The sequence below is a fragment of the Arthrobacter sp. fls2-241-R2A-172 genome, assembly GCF_030208885.1.
In the GTDB taxonomy this organism is placed as follows: domain Bacteria; phylum Actinomycetota; class Actinomycetes; order Actinomycetales; family Micrococcaceae; genus Arthrobacter.
In genome coordinates, this window is record NZ_JARVTB010000009.1 from 24,439 (window position 1) to 40,550 (window position 16,112).

At 63.8% G+C, this 16,112-nt stretch carries 14 protein-coding genes and 2 tRNA genes; 14 read left to right on the forward strand and 2 right to left on the reverse strand.

Annotation, left to right across the window (positions count from 1 at the left end):
- The first annotated feature begins 129 nt into the window (after window positions 1-129).
- From QRM57_RS14235 to QRM57_RS14270, 8 genes are all read left to right on the forward strand, one after another.
- The gene (locus tag QRM57_RS14235) at window positions 130-1,008 is read left to right on the forward strand and encodes an MBL fold metallo-hydrolase (protein ID WP_284987096.1); all 879 of its coding nucleotides are present in this window, start codon (window positions 130-132) and stop codon (window positions 1,006-1,008) included.
- 23 nt (window positions 1,009-1,031) lie between these two features.
- Window positions 1,032-1,808, forward strand: coding sequence for a fumarylacetoacetate hydrolase family protein (locus QRM57_RS14240; protein ID WP_257369079.1), 777 nt, complete (start codon window positions 1,032-1,034; stop codon window positions 1,806-1,808).
- A gap of 122 nt (window positions 1,809-1,930) precedes the next feature.
- A complete protein-coding gene (gene gltX, locus QRM57_RS14245) occupies window positions 1,931-3,454 on the forward strand; it encodes a glutamate--tRNA ligase (RefSeq protein ID WP_284987097.1) in 1,524 nt (507 codons plus the stop codon).
- Between the two features lie 11 nt (window positions 3,455-3,465).
- Window positions 3,466-4,194: an HAD family hydrolase gene (locus QRM57_RS14250; protein WP_257369077.1), complete on the forward strand. Its 729-nt coding sequence runs from the start codon at window positions 3,466-3,468 to the stop codon at window positions 4,192-4,194.
- A 137-nt stretch (window positions 4,195-4,331) separates the two neighbouring features.
- A tRNA-Gln gene (locus tag QRM57_RS14255) sits at window positions 4,332-4,403 on the forward strand.
- 126 nt (window positions 4,404-4,529) lie between these two features.
- Window positions 4,530-4,602: transfer RNA gene (locus QRM57_RS14260), tRNA-Glu, on the forward strand.
- Between the two features lie 102 nt (window positions 4,603-4,704).
- On the forward strand, window positions 4,705-6,483 hold the full coding sequence (locus QRM57_RS14265) for a dynamin family protein (protein ID WP_502868652.1): 1,779 nt from the start codon (window positions 4,705-4,707) through the stop codon (window positions 6,481-6,483).
- Complete coding sequence (locus QRM57_RS14270; protein WP_284987099.1) at window positions 6,480-8,099, forward strand: GTPase; 1,620 nt, start codon at window positions 6,480-6,482, stop codon at window positions 8,097-8,099. The genes QRM57_RS14265 and QRM57_RS14270 overlap by 4 nt, the downstream gene beginning before the upstream one ends.
- Here the strand turns inward: QRM57_RS14270 and QRM57_RS14275 are convergent.
- On the reverse strand, window positions 8,096-8,632 hold the full coding sequence (locus tag QRM57_RS14275) for a DUF1697 domain-containing protein (protein WP_284987100.1): 537 nt from the start codon (window positions 8,630-8,632) through the stop codon (window positions 8,096-8,098). The genes QRM57_RS14270 and QRM57_RS14275 overlap by 4 nt on opposite strands.
- Before the next feature lie 54 nt (window positions 8,633-8,686).
- A complete protein-coding gene (locus QRM57_RS14280) occupies window positions 8,687-9,406 on the reverse strand; it encodes an IclR family transcriptional regulator (RefSeq protein ID WP_014922101.1) in 720 nt (239 codons plus the stop codon).
- Between the two features lie 114 nt (window positions 9,407-9,520).
- Here QRM57_RS14280 and leuC point away from each other — a divergent pair, with 114 nt between their 5' ends.
- From leuC to QRM57_RS14310, 6 genes are all read left to right on the forward strand, one after another.
- Entirely contained in the window at window positions 9,521-10,972 is a 1,452-nt protein-coding gene (gene leuC, locus QRM57_RS14285; RefSeq protein WP_235521522.1) for a 3-isopropylmalate dehydratase large subunit, read from the forward strand.
- A gap of 9 nt (window positions 10,973-10,981) precedes the next feature.
- Window positions 10,982-11,584, forward strand: a complete 603-nt coding sequence (gene leuD, locus QRM57_RS14290; RefSeq protein ID WP_284987101.1) for a 3-isopropylmalate dehydratase small subunit — start codon at window positions 10,982-10,984, stop codon at window positions 11,582-11,584.
- Window positions 11,585-11,808: 224 nt separating this feature from the next.
- Window positions 11,809-13,134, forward strand: a complete 1,326-nt coding sequence (gene murA / locus QRM57_RS14295) for a UDP-N-acetylglucosamine 1-carboxyvinyltransferase (protein WP_257369073.1) — start codon at window positions 11,809-11,811, stop codon at window positions 13,132-13,134.
- Between the two features lie 11 nt (window positions 13,135-13,145).
- The gene (locus QRM57_RS14300) at window positions 13,146-13,919 is read left to right on the forward strand and encodes a lysophospholipid acyltransferase family protein (protein ID WP_284987102.1); all 774 of its coding nucleotides are present in this window, start codon (window positions 13,146-13,148) and stop codon (window positions 13,917-13,919) included.
- Complete coding sequence (locus QRM57_RS14305) at window positions 13,916-14,968, forward strand: NAD(P)H-dependent glycerol-3-phosphate dehydrogenase (protein WP_284987103.1); 1,053 nt, start codon at window positions 13,916-13,918, stop codon at window positions 14,966-14,968. Before QRM57_RS14300 ends, QRM57_RS14305 begins: the two co-directional genes overlap by 4 nt.
- Window positions 14,968-16,104, forward strand: coding sequence for a D-alanine--D-alanine ligase family protein (locus tag QRM57_RS14310; protein WP_235521517.1), 1,137 nt, complete (start codon window positions 14,968-14,970; stop codon window positions 16,102-16,104). Before QRM57_RS14305 ends, QRM57_RS14310 begins: the two co-directional genes overlap by 1 nt.
- Window positions 16,105-16,112 lie beyond the last annotated feature (8 nt).

Below are 16,112 nucleotides of genomic sequence, written 5' to 3' on the forward strand. Positions count from 1 at the left end.
TGAGTGAGGGTTGGGTGGAAGGGGGTGGGGTGTGAGTGAGGGGCGGGTTGAAGAGGGTGGGATGTGAGTGAGGGTTGGGTTGAAGAGGGTGGGATGTGAGTGAGGGTTGGGAAGTGCCAAGATGGACTGGTGACTTCTGAATCAATGGCGACTTCCGGCAACTCACCTTCCCGCAACTCACCCTCCAGCAGCCCGACAACGGCTGACCCCACACCAGGCAGTGCACCCCTGGGCGGCGCCTCCTCTTCCCTGCAGCGCAGCAGTGGGTTGACGCGATTCCGGCTGGCCCCCAATCCGGGCCCGATGAGCTTGGATGGCACCAACTCCTACGTCATCGGTGCGCCCGGTTCCGCCCGTGTCGCCGTTGTGGACCCGGGACCCGAGGACGAGCAGCACCTGGCCGAGCTGGCGGCGGCAGGAGGTGTCGACGTCGTACTCATCACGCACCGGCACGCGGACCATACTGAAGCTTCAGCGCGATTCCACCAACTGACCGGCGCACCGGTGCGTGCCTTCCTGCCCGGGTATTGCCATGGTGGAGAACCGCTCGCCGACGGCGAAGTGCTGACAATTGGCGGCGTCGAAATCCGCGTCATCGCTACGCCCGGCCACACCTCCGACTCGGTGTGCTTCCATCTCCCCGCTGATGGCCCTCATGGTTCGGTCCTCACTGGCGACACCATCCTTGGCCGTGGCACCACTGTGCTGGATTATCCGGACGGCAGGCTGGGGGACTACCTGGCCAGTTTGGATCGGCTGGAGGCACTCGGGCCCGCGACACTCCTCCCGGCACATGGCCCCGTGCTACCTGCCCTGGACGAAAAGTGCCGGGAGTATCGCAATCACCGTGAGCAGCGACTGGACCAGATCAGGACAGCCCTTGACCGCCTTGGCCAAGACGCGTCCATCGCGGCAGTCACCGACGCCGTGTATCCCGACGTCGACCCTTCCGTCAGGTGGGCGGCCGAGACGTCCGTGGCGGCCCAGTTGGATTACCTGCGAAGCTGAGCCGTGACGGTAGGCTTGGGCCCATGCGTATCGCCCGTTTTGTAGTTGATTCTGATCCCCTTTACGGCGTTGTTGAAGGCGAGGCCGGCAGTGAGGAAATCACTGTCATCAACGGCGACCCCTTCTTCAATGGCGTCGAACGTACCCACGTAAAGCACAAGCTTGAGGACGTGCGGCTCCTCGCCCCGATCATTCCGCGCAGCAAAGTGATCGGTGTTGGCCGGAACTTCGCTGAGCATGCCGCGGAACTTGGCAACGAAGTTCCCCAGCAGCCGCTGCTGTTCCTCAAGCCCAACACGTCCGTGATCGGCCCGAATGATCCCATCGTCCTTCCTGAGTTCTCGGAGGAAGTTTCCTTCGAAGCTGAGCTGTGCGTCGTCATCGGCCGCATCTGCAAGGACGTTCCCGAAGAGCGCGCGGATGACGTGATCTTCGGCTACACCTGCGGCAATGACCTCACGGCACGCGACGTTCAGAAGACGGACCTTCAGTGGGCACGCGCCAAGGGCTTTGACACCTCTGCGCCGCTTGGGCCGTGGATCGAGACAGAGTTGGATCACGAAGACCTGTCCATCCAGGGCCGCCTCAATGGTGAACTCCGCCAGGACGGCAGCACCAACCAGATGATCCGCGGCGTACGCGAGCTCGTCTCCATCGTCTCGCACGCCTTCACGCTTCTTCCAGGCGACGTCATCATGACCGGCACCCCGGCCGGCGTTGGCTTGGTCAGTGAAGGCGATCGTTTCGAAGTGGAGATCGAAGGCATCGGCCGGCTCTCCAACCCGGTGGTCCGCCGCTAGGCATTCAGTCAAAGCCAAACCACGACGGCGGCACTCGCCTTTCGCACGAAAGGCGAGTGCCGCCGTCGAGCCTTAAGGGCCGGGAAACCCAGGCTGCGCCAAGCGGTAAAGTTGGAACCACTATGACTACTGCTTCTGCGTCCAACGCTGCCCCCAGCGTCATCCCTGCCGTCAACGCCGAGACTCCTGTCCGCGTCCGCTTCTGCCCGTCACCGACCGGAACTCCGCATGTTGGCTTGATCCGGACGGCCCTGTTCAACTGGGCCTACGCACGCCACACCGGCGGCAAGCTGATCTTCCGCATCGAGGACACCGACTCTGCCCGCGACAGCGAGGAGAGCTACCACCAGTTGCTGGATGCCCTCAAGTGGCTCGGCATCAACTGGGATGAAGGCGTCGAGGTCGGCGGACCGCACGAACCGTACCGGCAGTCCCAGCGCGGCGACATCTACCAGGACGTCATCGCCAAGCTCAAGGCCGGGGGACACGTATATGAGTCCTACTCCACTCCGGAGGAGATCGAGGCCCGCCACAAGGCAGCCGGCCGCGACCCCAAGCTCGGCTACGACGGCTTTGACCGCCACCTGACGGAGGAGCAGCTCGCCCAGTTCAAGGCTGAAGGCCGGGAGGCTGTCCTGCGCCTGCGCATGCCGGACGAGGACCTGACTTTCAACGACCTGGTCCGGGGGGAAATTACCTTCAAGGCTGGCTCGGTCCCTGACTTTGCAGTGGTCCGCGCCAACGGAGCCCCGCTGTACACCCTGGTCAACCCGGTGGATGATGCCCTGATGGGGATCACCCACGTCCTGCGCGGCGAGGACTTGCTGAGCTCTACTCCGCGCCAGATTGCGCTGTACCGGGCGCTCTACGCCATTGGGGTTGCCGAGTACATGCCGGAGTTCGGGCATCTTCCGTACGTTATGGGCCAGGGCAACAAGAAGCTTTCCAAGCGCGATCCCGAGTCGAGCCTGTTCCTGCACCGCGAGCGTGGCTTCATCCCCGAAGGGTTGCTCAACTACTTGTCGCTGCTCGGCTGGTCCCTGAGCGCGGATGAGGACATCTTCACCGTGGAGCAGCTCGTTGCCAACTTCGACATCCATGACGTCCTGGGCAACCCGGCACGCTTCGACATCAAGAAGGCCGAAGCCATCAACGGAACCCACGTGCGGATGCTTGCTCCGGAAGACTTCAAGCAGCGGCTGGTTCCGTACCTCCGCGCTGCCGGTTTCGTCGGTGAGATCCTCACCCCCCGGCAGGAGGAGATCCTCGCAGAGGCAGCTCCCTTGGTCCAGGAACGGATCACCCTCCTGGGCGAGGCTCCGGAAATGCTGGCCTTCCTGTTCAAGGCTGATGACGCGATCGACGTCGCGGACGACGCCCGGAAGGGTCTGCCCCAGAACCTGGAGGAGGTCCTTGATGCGGCCCTGGCGGCACTGGAGCCCATTACGGACTGGACTGCCGAGAACATCCAGGCTGCACTTAAGCAGGCGTTGGTCGAGGACCTGGGCATCAAGCCCCGCGCCGCGTTCGGCCCGGTGCGCACGGCCATCTCCGGTCGTCGCATTTCCCCGCCGCTGTTCGAATCCATGGTGATCCTGGGCAAGGATTCCGCACTGGCGCGCGTCCGCGCTTTCCGCGGCCAGTAACGGCGAACGTCATGGCGATAGCAAGCACTTTTGGCACTATCCGTGGTGTCCTGTTCGATATTGATGACACCCTGGTGGACCTTGAGTACGCCATGACGACGGCGTTGCGCGATGTCAGCGAACATCTCCTGCCCGGCCTGGACCAGGCCGGGTGGGTGAAGTTCGGACGCATCTTCACGCACGAAACCACGCATTTCTATGACCGCTACCTGGCAGGGGAGCTGACGTTCAACGAGCAGCGGCTGCTTCGCGGCAGGGCTGCCCTGGGCCACTTTGGCGTGGAACTGGGGGACGGCGAGGAGTCCCAGGCATGGGTGGCCGAGTATCACCGGCGCCAGACGTCATACGTACGGGCTTTCGACGACGTTGAAGAAGTCCTGGACGCACTGGATGCGGCGGGGATTCCCTACGGCGCGGTCAGTAACAACGTCCACGACTACCAGCGCGCGAAGCTGGACAGCGCCGGTTTGGCCAGGATCGCGACACTGGTGGGCACGGACACCGTTGGCGTGCCCAAGCCGGACCCTGCCATATACCTCGAAGGTGTGCGCCTCCTGGGGACTTCGCCGGCGGAGACCCTCTACGTTGGCGATAACCGACTCCTCGATGCGGACGGAGCAACCGCGGCGGGACTGGTGGGCGTGTGGTTGAACAGGACCGGGGAAGTGGTGGAGGAGTTCACTGGACGGCAGGTGGATTCCCTATCCCGCCTGCTGATGACGGCTCCGACCGCAGCCTGAGATCCGTGTGATGCAGGTAACGGCTTTACGATTTGTGCAGGTGGCGAGACTCCGGTAGAGTCATTACTCGTGCTGAGGGGCACGGAGGGAAAAGCCAAGGGAAACCGCGGCGAGGAACTCCGGTCCGAAAGTCACTTTGGGATATGGTGTAATTGGCAACACTACGGTTTCTGGTACCGTCATTCTAGGTTCGAGTCCTGGTATCCCAGCTCTGAAAATCCGCGTGAATACGCGGAAAATCGGAACCTTCCACTTCGCTGAAGCGATTTGGAGCGGAGCTGAAAGTATGAAATACTCATTCAGCTTGATCGCCGGAAACGGTGATAAAAGTGCGAGGCCCCATCGTATAGCGGCCTAGTACGCCGCCCTCTCACGGCGGTAACGCGGGTTCGAATCCCGCTGGGGTCACAGTTGAATCCCCCGGAACTTCACGGTTCCGGGGGATTTCTTTTTGCCCTGGCGCCTGCCCCGAGCGTCCTATAGTGATCGGGCTGGCATGATGATGCTGTGATCGCAAACCAAGACCCATCAGCATCCGGGGCCAGTCCAGTACCCCGAGGGGCTGCGGCCGCCGTCGAAACCCTGGAAGCTGCACGCGCCGAACTCGCGGCCACCACCCTGCCGCTGGCGGTGCCTGAGGCGCAGGAAGCCCGCCAGTGGATCCGTGAGTCGCTGGCCCAGCTCGACGATTACGTTATTCCCCGCTACCGGAGCCTGGACGCTCCGCTGCTGGCCGTCGTCGGCGGTTCAACCGGAGCCGGTAAATCCACCTTGGTCAACGCGCTGGTCGGCTTTCCGGTGACGCGCGCCGGGGCTATCCGGCCCACGACGCGCCAGCCCATCCTGTTGCACCACCCTCAGGATGCCGTGTGGTTCGAAGGGAACCGCATCCTGCCAAACCTGCACCGGATCCGCGGCACGGTGTCGGCAAACCCTGTGCCGGCCAACCAGGCCGGAGCGGCCCCTGACGCGCAGGCGATCACGTCACTGGTACTGGTGGGCCATGACAACGTGCCCCAAGGCATCGCACTGCTGGACGCGCCCGACGTCGACTCCATCTCCGATGACAACCGCAGGCTGGCCGGGCAGCTCCTGGCCGCTGCGGACCTTTGGGTGTTTGTCACCACCGCAAACCGATACGCCGACGCCGTCCCCTGGCGTCTGCTTCTGGATGCGGCTTCACGGGACATCACTGTCGCCGTGGTGCTGGACCGGGTACCGGCCGCCGCCGAGGATGAGGTGAGGGCCGATCTGCAGGCGATGCTGGACCGGCAGGGCCTTGGCGAAGCGAAGCTCTTCGTGGTTCCGGAAAGCGAGCTGGACGCGCTTGGCATGCTGCCCCACGAGGCGGTGGTCCCGTTGCGTCAATGGCTGGGCGCCTTGGCTGCGAACGCAGCAGGACGTGCTGACGTCGCCCGCCGCACACTCAATGGAGCTGTCAAGGCGGTGAGTGCCCGCCTGGACGGCATAGCCGGCGCAGCGGCAGCGCAGGACACCGCGGCGCGCGAGCTGGAGGAAAGTTGTGTGGAGGAATATGAGCTGGCACTTACGCGCATTCTCGCCGCTACCAAAGACGGAGCGCTCCTGCGGGGTGAAGTCCTGGCACGCTGGCAGGACTTTGTGGGCACGGGTGAGTTCTTCAGGGCCCTCGAGCAAAACATAGGTCGCATGCGCGACCGCATGGGGGCCTTCTTCCGGGGCGAACCCGCCCCCGCCGTGAAGGTGGAGACGGCCATCGAAACCGGGCTGCAGGCAGTGATCCTGGACGAGGCTGCCAACGCCGCGGAGAACGTGGACAGGCGATGGCGTTCGGATCCCGCGGGGCGCCAGCTGCTGGGCCCCGATGACCTGTCCGGCACCAGCGAAGGATTCGATGCCAGGTCTGCCGCCGCCATCCGCGCGTGGCAGGAAGGCCTCATGGAGATGATCCGGACGCAGGGACAGGGCAAGCGGACCCAGGCGCGTTGGCTGTCTTTCGGCATCAACGGGCTGGGTGCCGCGCTCATGGTGGTGGTGTTTTCGATGACCGCCGGATTGACAGGCCTTGAGATCGGGATCGCGGGTGGAACGGCAGTAGTGGGTCAGAAACTCTTGGAAGCTGTGTTTGGGGAGGACGCGGTCAGGCGCTTGGCGCAACAGGCCAGGGAAGACCTGCACACACAATGTCAACGGCTCCTGGACGATGAAAAGCAACGCTTCCTGGGCCGCCTTGAAGCAGCGCATCCACGGTCCCGCAACGACCTCGCCCGGCACGCCACAGCACTTCGCCGCATGGCGGAAGCCGCATGAACCGCCACAGCCAGGTCCGTGAATCCTCCCGCCTGCAGCGCAGGCTTGAATCGCTCAACGAAGCCCGGGAACTTGCCGAAGGAGTGCTTCCTGACGAAGAGCTTCAATCGGTTTACGACGTCCTGGAGCGGGCAGCGTCCCGGCGTTCGTTATCAGCAGGACACACGGTGGTGGGCTTTTTTGGTGCCACCGGCAGCGGCAAGTCCTCGTTGTTCAACGCAGTCTCCGGCAGTGAGCTGGCGACAGCGACGGCGAGGCGTCCCACCACTTCAGAGCCCTTGGCGGGAGTTTGGGGAGAAGACGGCAGCGGTCCACTCCTGGACTGGTTGGAGGTCAAGGAGCGCCACACCCTGCCACCGGTGGCCGGGCTTGCGGACGAAGACACAGGCCTGGTCCTCCTTGACCTGCCGGACTTCGACTCCACCCGCGCCGAGAACAGGGAGATCGCCCAGCGCATGGTGGGCATGGTGGACGTCCTGGTGTGGGTCCTTGATCCCCAGAAGTATGCAGACGCGGCGGTCCATAATGATTTCCTGAAGCCCATGGCCTCCCATGGCGCCGTCACGCTGGTGGTCCTGAACCAGGTGGACAGGCTCAGCCCCACGGACGCCTCCGCCGTCATGCAGTCCTTGGGGGGCATCCTGGCCCGCGATGGCCTGGGGAAGGTCCGCGTGCTCAGTGCTTCCGCGCTGACGGGCGACGGCGTAGCGGCCGTCCGCGATGCGATCAGGAACGTCGTGGTCCAGCGGGAGGCAACGACACAGCGCCTCGCGGCCGATGTAGCCAAGGCGGCCACGGAACTGGCCAGAGCCTCAGGGGCGGGCGAAGCGCGCGGGATCAAGGCAAATGCCAAGGCACGGCTCGCGTCGGAGTTGGCTGCCGCAGCTAACGTGCCCGTTGTAGTGGACGCGGTCCAGCGCTCGTTCAAGAGGGAGTCGGCCCGGCGGACAGGATGGCCCGTGACCCGGTGGCTGCTCCGCTTCCGACCGGACCCCTTGCGGAGGCTGAACCTGGGCCGGGGTGATACTAGGCCGGAGCTGAGCCGGACCTCCCTGCCTCCGGCAGGCGCGCCCGAGCGGGCGCGGACGGATGCCGCTGTCCGGGACTTCGTGGATGACGCGTCCACAGGTGCTCCGGGACCGTGGCGCGCCGCTATCCGCGCTGTCGCCAGGGACGGCCGCGAACAACTGCCCGATGCCTTGGACCAGGCCATCGCCGGAACCGACCTGAAGGCCGCAAAGAGGCCCGTGTGGTGGGCGCTGTTCAACTCCCTGCAATGGTTGGCGTTCGTGGTGGCGGTGGGTGGACTTGGCTGGCTCGGAGTCCTGGCCGCGCTGGGTTACTTCCAGATGCCGGTGCCGGACGTCCCGCGAACGGAGGGCTGGCCGTGGCCCACTTTGATGGTGGCCGGGGGAGTGGCGTTGGGAATCCTCTTGGCTATTGTTGGCCGCTTCCTGGGTGGCTGGGCAGCTAAGTTGCGGGCTTCCGGAGCGGCGAAACGATTGAAGGTGTCAGTGGCCGCAGTGGCCGAGAAGCGGATCGTTGAGCCCGTCGAGGTGGAGATGACACGCCTCAAGGCCTTTAACGCGGCGTTGAAGGATGCCCGTTCGACCTAGAGTGCTGCCACCGCGTCCCTGACTTTGATGAGGGTCCGCAGGTTCCGGGTGGTGGTGCTGGCTTTATAGCGCGCTTTCGAAGAGAGCTTGCTGAAAGGGCTGTCCAGCGTGCCGCCCGCGGGCGCCAACCAGGCGGACGCTTCGGGGCCGAGCCGTACTTGTTCAACGCCGTCCAATGCCTGCCCTGCGTCGAAAAGTTCGTCGAGCATGGCGGTATCGGATGCCAGCGTCACATAACTGTGGGTGGATTTGTCGTCGGCCGGGTAAGGACAAGCCTCGACGAGTTCGGCAACCCGATCGGCAGAGAGAACCACCACCCAGGCGTCGTAGGCGAAGGCATCCCTGAGGCACTTCTCGAATTGGTCCTTGACGTCCTTGGCGCTGAGTTCGGTTTGCAGCACCACGTTTCCGCTGGCCAGTAATGTCTTGACCTTGGTGAACGGGTAGTCCTGGAGCGCAGTCTTGAGGTCGGCCATCTTGATGTTGATCCCGCCGACGTTGATGCCCCGGAGGAATATCGCGTAGTTGTTCATGCTGGGCTCCCGTCCGGAGGGGTGGATGCTGGAACAGCGTAGACCAGTGGGGGACTAGTCGTTGTTCTTCCGTAGTGCTTCGGTCAGGACACGGGCAGCGTTGCAGACCACTTCGGCGTGCAGGCGGCCCGGTTGGCGGGTGAGGCGCTCAATGGGACCCGAGATGGAGACGGCCGCGATCACCCTTCCGGAAGGCCCACGGACGGGGGCCGAAACCGAGGCGACCCCGGGTTCGCGTTCGCCGAGGCTCTGACCCCAGCCCCGGCGTCGTACTCCTGCCAGGACGGTGGGCGTAAAGCGGGCATTCTGCAGCCCCTCCAGAAGACGGTCGTGATCTTCCCATGCCAGGAGTACCTGGGCGGCGGAGCCGGCCTTCATGGACAACTGGGTACCAACGGGAATCGTGTCCCGGAGGCCGATGGGGCGTTCCGCGGAAGCCACGCACACGCGCCAGTCGCCCTGCCGGCGGAAAATCTGGGCACTTTCGCCGGTGGCATCCCGCAACTGGATGAGCACGGGGCCTGCCGAGGCGATCAACCGGTCTTCTCCGGCAGCGGATGCCAACTCCACGAGCCTGCTGCCGAGGACGAATCGACCTTGAATGTCGCGGCTCACCAAACGGTGGTGAACCAGCGCCAGAGCGAGCCGGTGAACCGTTGGCCGGGCGAGGCCCGTGGCAGCTACAAGTTGGGCGAGCGTCGTTGGTCCGGCCTCGAGGGCATCGAGGACCTGGGCCGCTTTATCAATGACACCGACTCCACTAGAATTGTCCATGTAATGATATTGCCGTCTCAATATCTGAGATGCAAGTTGTTTCACTGGCCTATTTCGCAGCGGTGCTGCTTCAGTGGTCTAGGAACAACCAAACCGCAGTGAAGGGAGCAGGCCGTGGGAAAGACACTGGCCGAGAAAGTCTGGGATGCGCACATCGTGCGCAAAGGTGAGGGCGAAGGAGCCAATGCCCAGCCCGACCTTCTCTTCATCGACCTGCACCTCGTTCACGAAGTGACGTCTCCGCAGGCCTTCGAAGGCCTGCGCCTGGCGGGCAGGAAGCTGCGCCGCGTGGACCTCACCATTGCCACGGAGGACCATAACACTCCTACGTTGGACATCGACAAGCCGATCGCCGACCTGACCAGCCGCACCCAGATTGAAACGCTGCGTGCCAACTGCAAGGAATTCGGCGTCCGCCTGCACTCCCTGGGTGACAAAGAGCAGGGCATCGTCCACGTGGTCGGTCCGCAGTTGGGCCTCACCCAGCCTGGCATGACAGTAGTCTGCGGCGACTCGCACACCTCCACGCACGGCGCCTTTGGTGCGCTGGCCATGGGCATCGGCACGTCCGAGGTTGAGCACGTCATGGCCACCCAGACGTTGTCGCTCAAGCCGTTCAAAACCATGGCCATCAACGTTGAGGGAACCCTGCGCCCCGGCGTCACAGCCAAGGACATCATCCTGGCTGTGATCGCCAAGATCGGCACAGGCGGCGGACAGGGCTATGTCCTGGAATACCGCGGCTCGGCCATCCGGTCCCTGTCCATGGATGCGCGCATGACCATCTGCAACATGTCCATCGAAGCCGGTGCACGTGCGGGCATGGTGGCCCCGGACCAGACCACCTACGACTACATGCAGGGTCGCCCCCACGCGCCCGAAGGTGCGGACTGGGATGCCGCCGTCGAGTACTGGAACACGCTCCACACGGATGCGGACGCGACCTTCGACGTCGAGGTCGACCTCGACGCCGACACCCTGGAACCGTTCGTGACCTGGGGTACCAACCCCGGCCAGGGCGTCTCGCTCTCCGCCAAGGTTCCCTCCCCGGAAGACTTTGGCGACGAGAACGCAAAGGCTGCCGCCGAACGCGCCCTGCAGTACATGGGCCTGGAAGCAGGCACGCCCATGAAGGACATCCGCGTGGACACCGTCTTCCTGGGCTCCTGCACGAACTCCCGCATTGAGGACCTCCGTATCGCCGCGGACATCATTCGCGGCCGGGCCAAAGACCCCAACGTCCGGATGCTGGTTGTCCCGGGATCCGCGCGGGTCCGCCTGGAAGCCGAAGCCGAGGGCCTGGACAAGGTCTTCAAGGAATTTGGAGCTGAATGGCGCTTCGCCGGTTGCTCCATGTGCCTGGGCATGAACCCGGACCAGCTGGAGCCTGGAGAGCGTTGCGCGTCCACGTCCAACCGAAACTTTGAAGGCCGCCAGGGCAAGGGCGGGCGCACGCACCTGGTCTCGCCCGTGGTGGCAGCAGCCACAGCCGTCCGGGGAACACTGAGCTCGCCGTCGGACCTCGAGTCCGTTTCCGCGGGCACACTGACCGGAACCGCAGTCTAGGAGGATCCCATGGAAGCATTCACAACCCACACCGGCATTGGTGTACCGCTGCGACAGAGCAACGTCGACACCGACCAGATCATCCCCGCGGTCTACCTCAAGCGCATCACACGGACCGGCTTCGAAGACGCACTGTTCGCTGCCTGGCGCAAGGACGAGTCCTTTATCCTCAACCAGGCGCCGTTCACTGCCGGTTCCGTGCTGGTGGCCGGCCCTGACTTCGGCACGGGGTCATCCCGTGAGCACGCTGTCTGGGCCCTGAAGGACTACGGGTTCAAGGCCGTGCTCTCCTCGAGGTTCGCCGATATTTTCCGCGGCAACTCCGGGAAGCAAGGCCTGCTGGCAGCCCAGGTTGCCCAGGACGACATCGAGCTGATCTGGAAGGTCCTGGAGAACCAGCCCGGCACCGAGGTAAAGGTGGACCTCGTCAGCAAGACAGTGGAGTGCGGCAACGTCGTAGCTCCGTTCGAGATCGACGACTACACCCGCTGGCGCCTCCTGGAAGGCTTGGATGACATCGGGCTGACCCTCCAGCACGAGGAAGACATCACGGCATACGAGGCAACGCGGCCGTCGTTCAAACCCAAGACGCTGCCGGCGAAGGTCCAGTAGCAGCTGGGACCTCGGAATTGCGCTGAGAGAGGACCGTCGGAGCCCTGTTGGGGCCCGGGGGTCCTTTTTCGTGGGCCTATGACCGCCTTGTCACTGGACTTCGGAGCGACACCGATCCTTGTATCGCCGGGTGCGTCCATTTCGGTTCGGTAACGCGAGCTTCTATGCTTAGCTGGAGCCTTTGTAAGTTTGGGGGGCGAGTAGTCGTGAGGAAACCGGTATAGATGAGTAGTGTTCTGACAATCCGCGGTGGCGTCCCGTTAACCGGGCGAGTGACCGTTCGCGGTGCCAAGAACCTGGTGCCCAAAGCCATGGTGGCGGCGTTGCTGGGCAGTGAACCATCGGTGCTGAGGAACGTGCCGGAAATCAAGGATGTAGAGGTTGTCACCAGCCTGCTGCAGCTCCACGGGGTGACTGTCGTGAAGGACCCCGTGACAGGTGACCTGACGCTGGATCCCCAGGGTGCCAAAACTGCTTCAAGTACCGCCATTGACGCGCACGCCGGAGACTCACGGATTCCCATCCTTTTGTGTGGGCCGTTGATCCATGCCATCGGCGAGGCTTTCATTCCTGATCTCGGCGGATGCAAAATCGGCGACAGGCCGATCGATTACCACCTGAATGTGCTCCGCCAGTTCGGTGCAGTTGTGGAAAAGCGTCCGGGCGGGATCCACATTTCTGCTCCCCATGGCCTGCATGGCGCCAAGATTTCCCTGCCGTACCCGTCTGTGGGAGCCACCGAGCAGGTACTGCTCAGTGCCACCCGGGCCGAGGGCATCACCGAACTCATCGGGGCGGCGACGGAACCGGAGATCATCGACCTCATCGCGGTGCTGCAGAAAATGGGTGCGATCATCAGCGTCCAGACGGACCGCACTATCCGCATCGAAGGCGTCAAGGACCTTGGGGGTTACAACCACCGCGCGCTCCCGGACCGCAACGAATCCGCTTCCTGGGCTTCTGCTGCGCTGGTTACCCGTGGCGACATTTTCGTCGAGGGCGCTTCCCAACGCGACATGATGACCTTCCTGAACACCTACCGCAAGGTCGGTGGCGGCATGGACATCGGCGACGACGGCATCCGCTTCTACCACCCGGGCGGCAAGCTCAGCCCGCTGGTCCTGGAAACCGACGTTCACCCCGGCTTCATGACGGACTGGCAGCAGCCCCTCGTGGTTGCGCTGACCCAGGCCGAAGGTGTTTCGATCGTCCACGAGACCGTCTACGAGAACCGTTTCGGGTTCACCGAAGCCCTGGCTCGGATGGGTGCGAACATCCAGGTACACCGCGAATGCCTGGGCAGCGTCCCCTGCCGCTTCGGACAACGGAACTTCCTGCACTCGGCTGTCATCTCCGGACCCACTCCCTTGCGGGGAACGGACATCGACATCCCGGACCTGCGCGGCGGTTTCAGCCACCTCATCGCAGCCCTTGCTGCGACGGGCACCTCCAAGGTGACCGGGATTGACATCATCAACCGCGGATACGAGCGCTTCACCGAGAAACTGGCTGGCCTGGGCGCCGATTTCGACATCACTACCACCAAGTAGCGGGAGATCCTGTGAAGGAATCGGCCAAGAGCCGTGCCACGTTCATCTTGCTGGCGGGCCTGGCGCGCCCCTTGATGAACATCCTGATGAACAAAAAATGGGAGGGGCTGGAGAAACTGCCGCAGGGCGGTTTCATCGCGGTACCCAACCATTGCACCGAGATCGACCCCATCGTCGTGGGGCATATGGTCTACAACCAGAAGCGGCCGCCGCACTTCCTGGCGAAGGCCGGATTGTTCAAAGTCCCGGTTTTGGGTGCACTGCTCCAGGCCACCAAACAGATTCCGGTTGAACGCTCGACGGCGGGCGCCAACCGTTCGCTGCAGATCGCCAAGGAGGTGGTGGACGCCGGTGGCGCCATCATCATCTATCCCGAAGGAACACTGACCCGTGACCCGGACCTGTGGCCCATGAAGGGGCACACTGGTGCTGCCAGGCTGGCGCTGCAGACCGGGGCGCCCGTGGTGCCGATAGCCCACTGGGGTGCCCATGAAGTCTTTCCCAGGTACGCAAAGCGTTTCCACGTCTTCCCGCGCAAGACTGCGCGGGTGCTCGTGGGAGCACCCGTGGACTTGAGCGCCTTCGCAGACCGGCCGCTGGATCGGGCCACGCTGTCCGAGGCCACGGACGTCATCATGGATGCCATCACCTCGCTCCTTGAAACACTTCGGGGCGAGACTGCTCCCAAGGAACGGTGGGACCCCGCGATGCACAAGCAGTCCAAGCACGGCCGCTTTGTCGAACGTGGATCCACGGGCACCCCGGAACCGGAGGACGGCGAATGACCCTCGTGGAGAGCCCTGCCGGGATTCCGGAGACCATTGCTGTCCTGGGGGCAGGATCATGGGGGACCACCTTCGCCAAGATCCTGGCTGACGCGGCTGCCGCGTCCGGTGACACACGCAGCATCCGGATCTGGGGGCGGCGCGCAGAGGTCGTGGCTGAGATCAACTCGCTTCACCGTAACGGGCAGTACCTCAAGGACATCGAACTGCCTGCGTCCATTACGGCTTCCACCGACGTCGCCGAAGTGCTGAAGGACGCAACGCTGGTGGTCCTGGCCGTCCCCGCGCAGTCCCTGCGACCGCAACTGGGAGAGTGGAAAGCCCTCCTGGCACCCGACGCCGTGGTGGTGTCCCTGATGAAGGGCCTGGAACTGGGCACGGATGCGCGCATGAGTGAAGTCATTGCGCAGGAACTGGGGCTCCCCGATTCACGGGTAGCCGTGGTTTCCGGACCAAACCTGGCCATGGAAATCGCCAGGGAGCAGCCCACCGCCTCAGTTGTTGCCTGCAGCGATAACGAAACAGCGGCTGCCATTGCGCTTTGTTGCACCGCGCCGTATTTCCGCCCTTACACCAGCACCGATGTGGTTGGTGTGGAGATCGGCGGAATCGTCAAGAACGTCATTGCCCTGGCGGTGGGTATTTGCGAGGGACGCCAGATGGGGGACAACACCAAGGCATCGGTCATCACCCGCGGGCTGGCGGAGACCTCCCGTCTTGCCCTGGCTTTGGGCGGAGAGGCCCTCACCATGGCCGGGCTTGCCGGTCTCGGTGACCTCGTGGCCACCTGCTCGTCGGCGCTTTCCCGCAACCACACTGCCGGCCGGCTGCTCGGCGAAGGGCTCAGCCTGGAACAAGTGGCAGAACGGATGACCCAGACTGCCGAGGGCATCAAATCAGGCCCGGCCGTTCACGAGCTCGCCGGCAAACTGAATGTCGAAATGCCCATCACGGCAGCCGTTGTGGCCGTGCTTGAAGGCAGAATGTCCGTTGATGACCTGGGGCCGCGACTGCTGGCCCGGGCACTGAAGTCCGAAGGCGACTACTGATGGTGACTGAAGATTCCACTCCCGCTACACACCGCCCCCGGGTCGCGATCCTCTTTGGTGGGCGCTCAAGTGAGCATGCGGTCAGCTGCGTCACGGCGGCCGGTGTCATGGGTGCCATCGATAGGGAAAAGTATGAGGTCATTCCCATCGGTATCGCGAAGTCGGGACAATGGGTCCTGGCGTCAGGCGACACCAGCCAATGGTCGTTGAGTTCGGCAGCGCTTCCCGAGGTAACGCCGTCGGGCCGGACTGTGACCCTGGCGGAGGTCGGGGGCGAACACCAGTTGATCGTCACCGAGCCCAATGCGGTTCCCCAGGAGTTGGGTTCGGTCGACGTCGTCTTCCCGCTGCTGCACGGGCCGTGGGGCGAGGACGGAACTGTCCAGGGTCTCCTTGAATTGTCCGATACACGCTACGTTGGCGCCGGTGTACTGGCCTCAGCGGTGGGCATGGACAAACACTTCATGAAGGTGGTTTTCGAAGCTGCCGGCTTGACCGTGGGACCGTATGTGGCTGTGACTGACCGTGACTGGCTCACTGATGCGGAGGCTGTCCGGAAGCGCGTCGACAAGTTGGGGTTCCCGGTGTTCGTCAAACCGGCCCGGGCCGGCTCCTCCATGGGCATCTCCAAAGTGGATTCACTGGAGGGGCTCGACGCCGCCATCGAGGAAGCCCGCCGGCACGATCTCAAGCTGGTCATCGAAGCAGGAATCGTTGGCCGGGAGATTGAGTGCGCCGTTCTCCAAGGACGTGGCACCGACGTTCCCCGAACCTCCATGCCCGGCGAAATTGCGGTGGCAGCCGGAGAGCACCAGTTCTACGACTTTGCTGCCAAATATGTGGAAGACGGCGCTGCCGCACTTAGTTGCCCGGCCGATATGCCGGACGAGGCCATCGCCCGCGTACGGGAGCTGGCCGCAGTCGCTTTCGACGCCGTTGGCGCCGAAGGACTCAGCCGCGTCGACTTTTTCTACACCCCGGCCGGCGAGCTGATCATCAACGAGATCAACACCATGCCTGGCTTCACCCCCAAGAGCATGTACCCGCAAATGTGGGCGGCCTCAGGGCTGGGCTATGCCGAACTGATCGATGAACTGATCCAGCTGGCGCTGACCCGCAAGACCGGCCTGCGCTAACTCAAGAC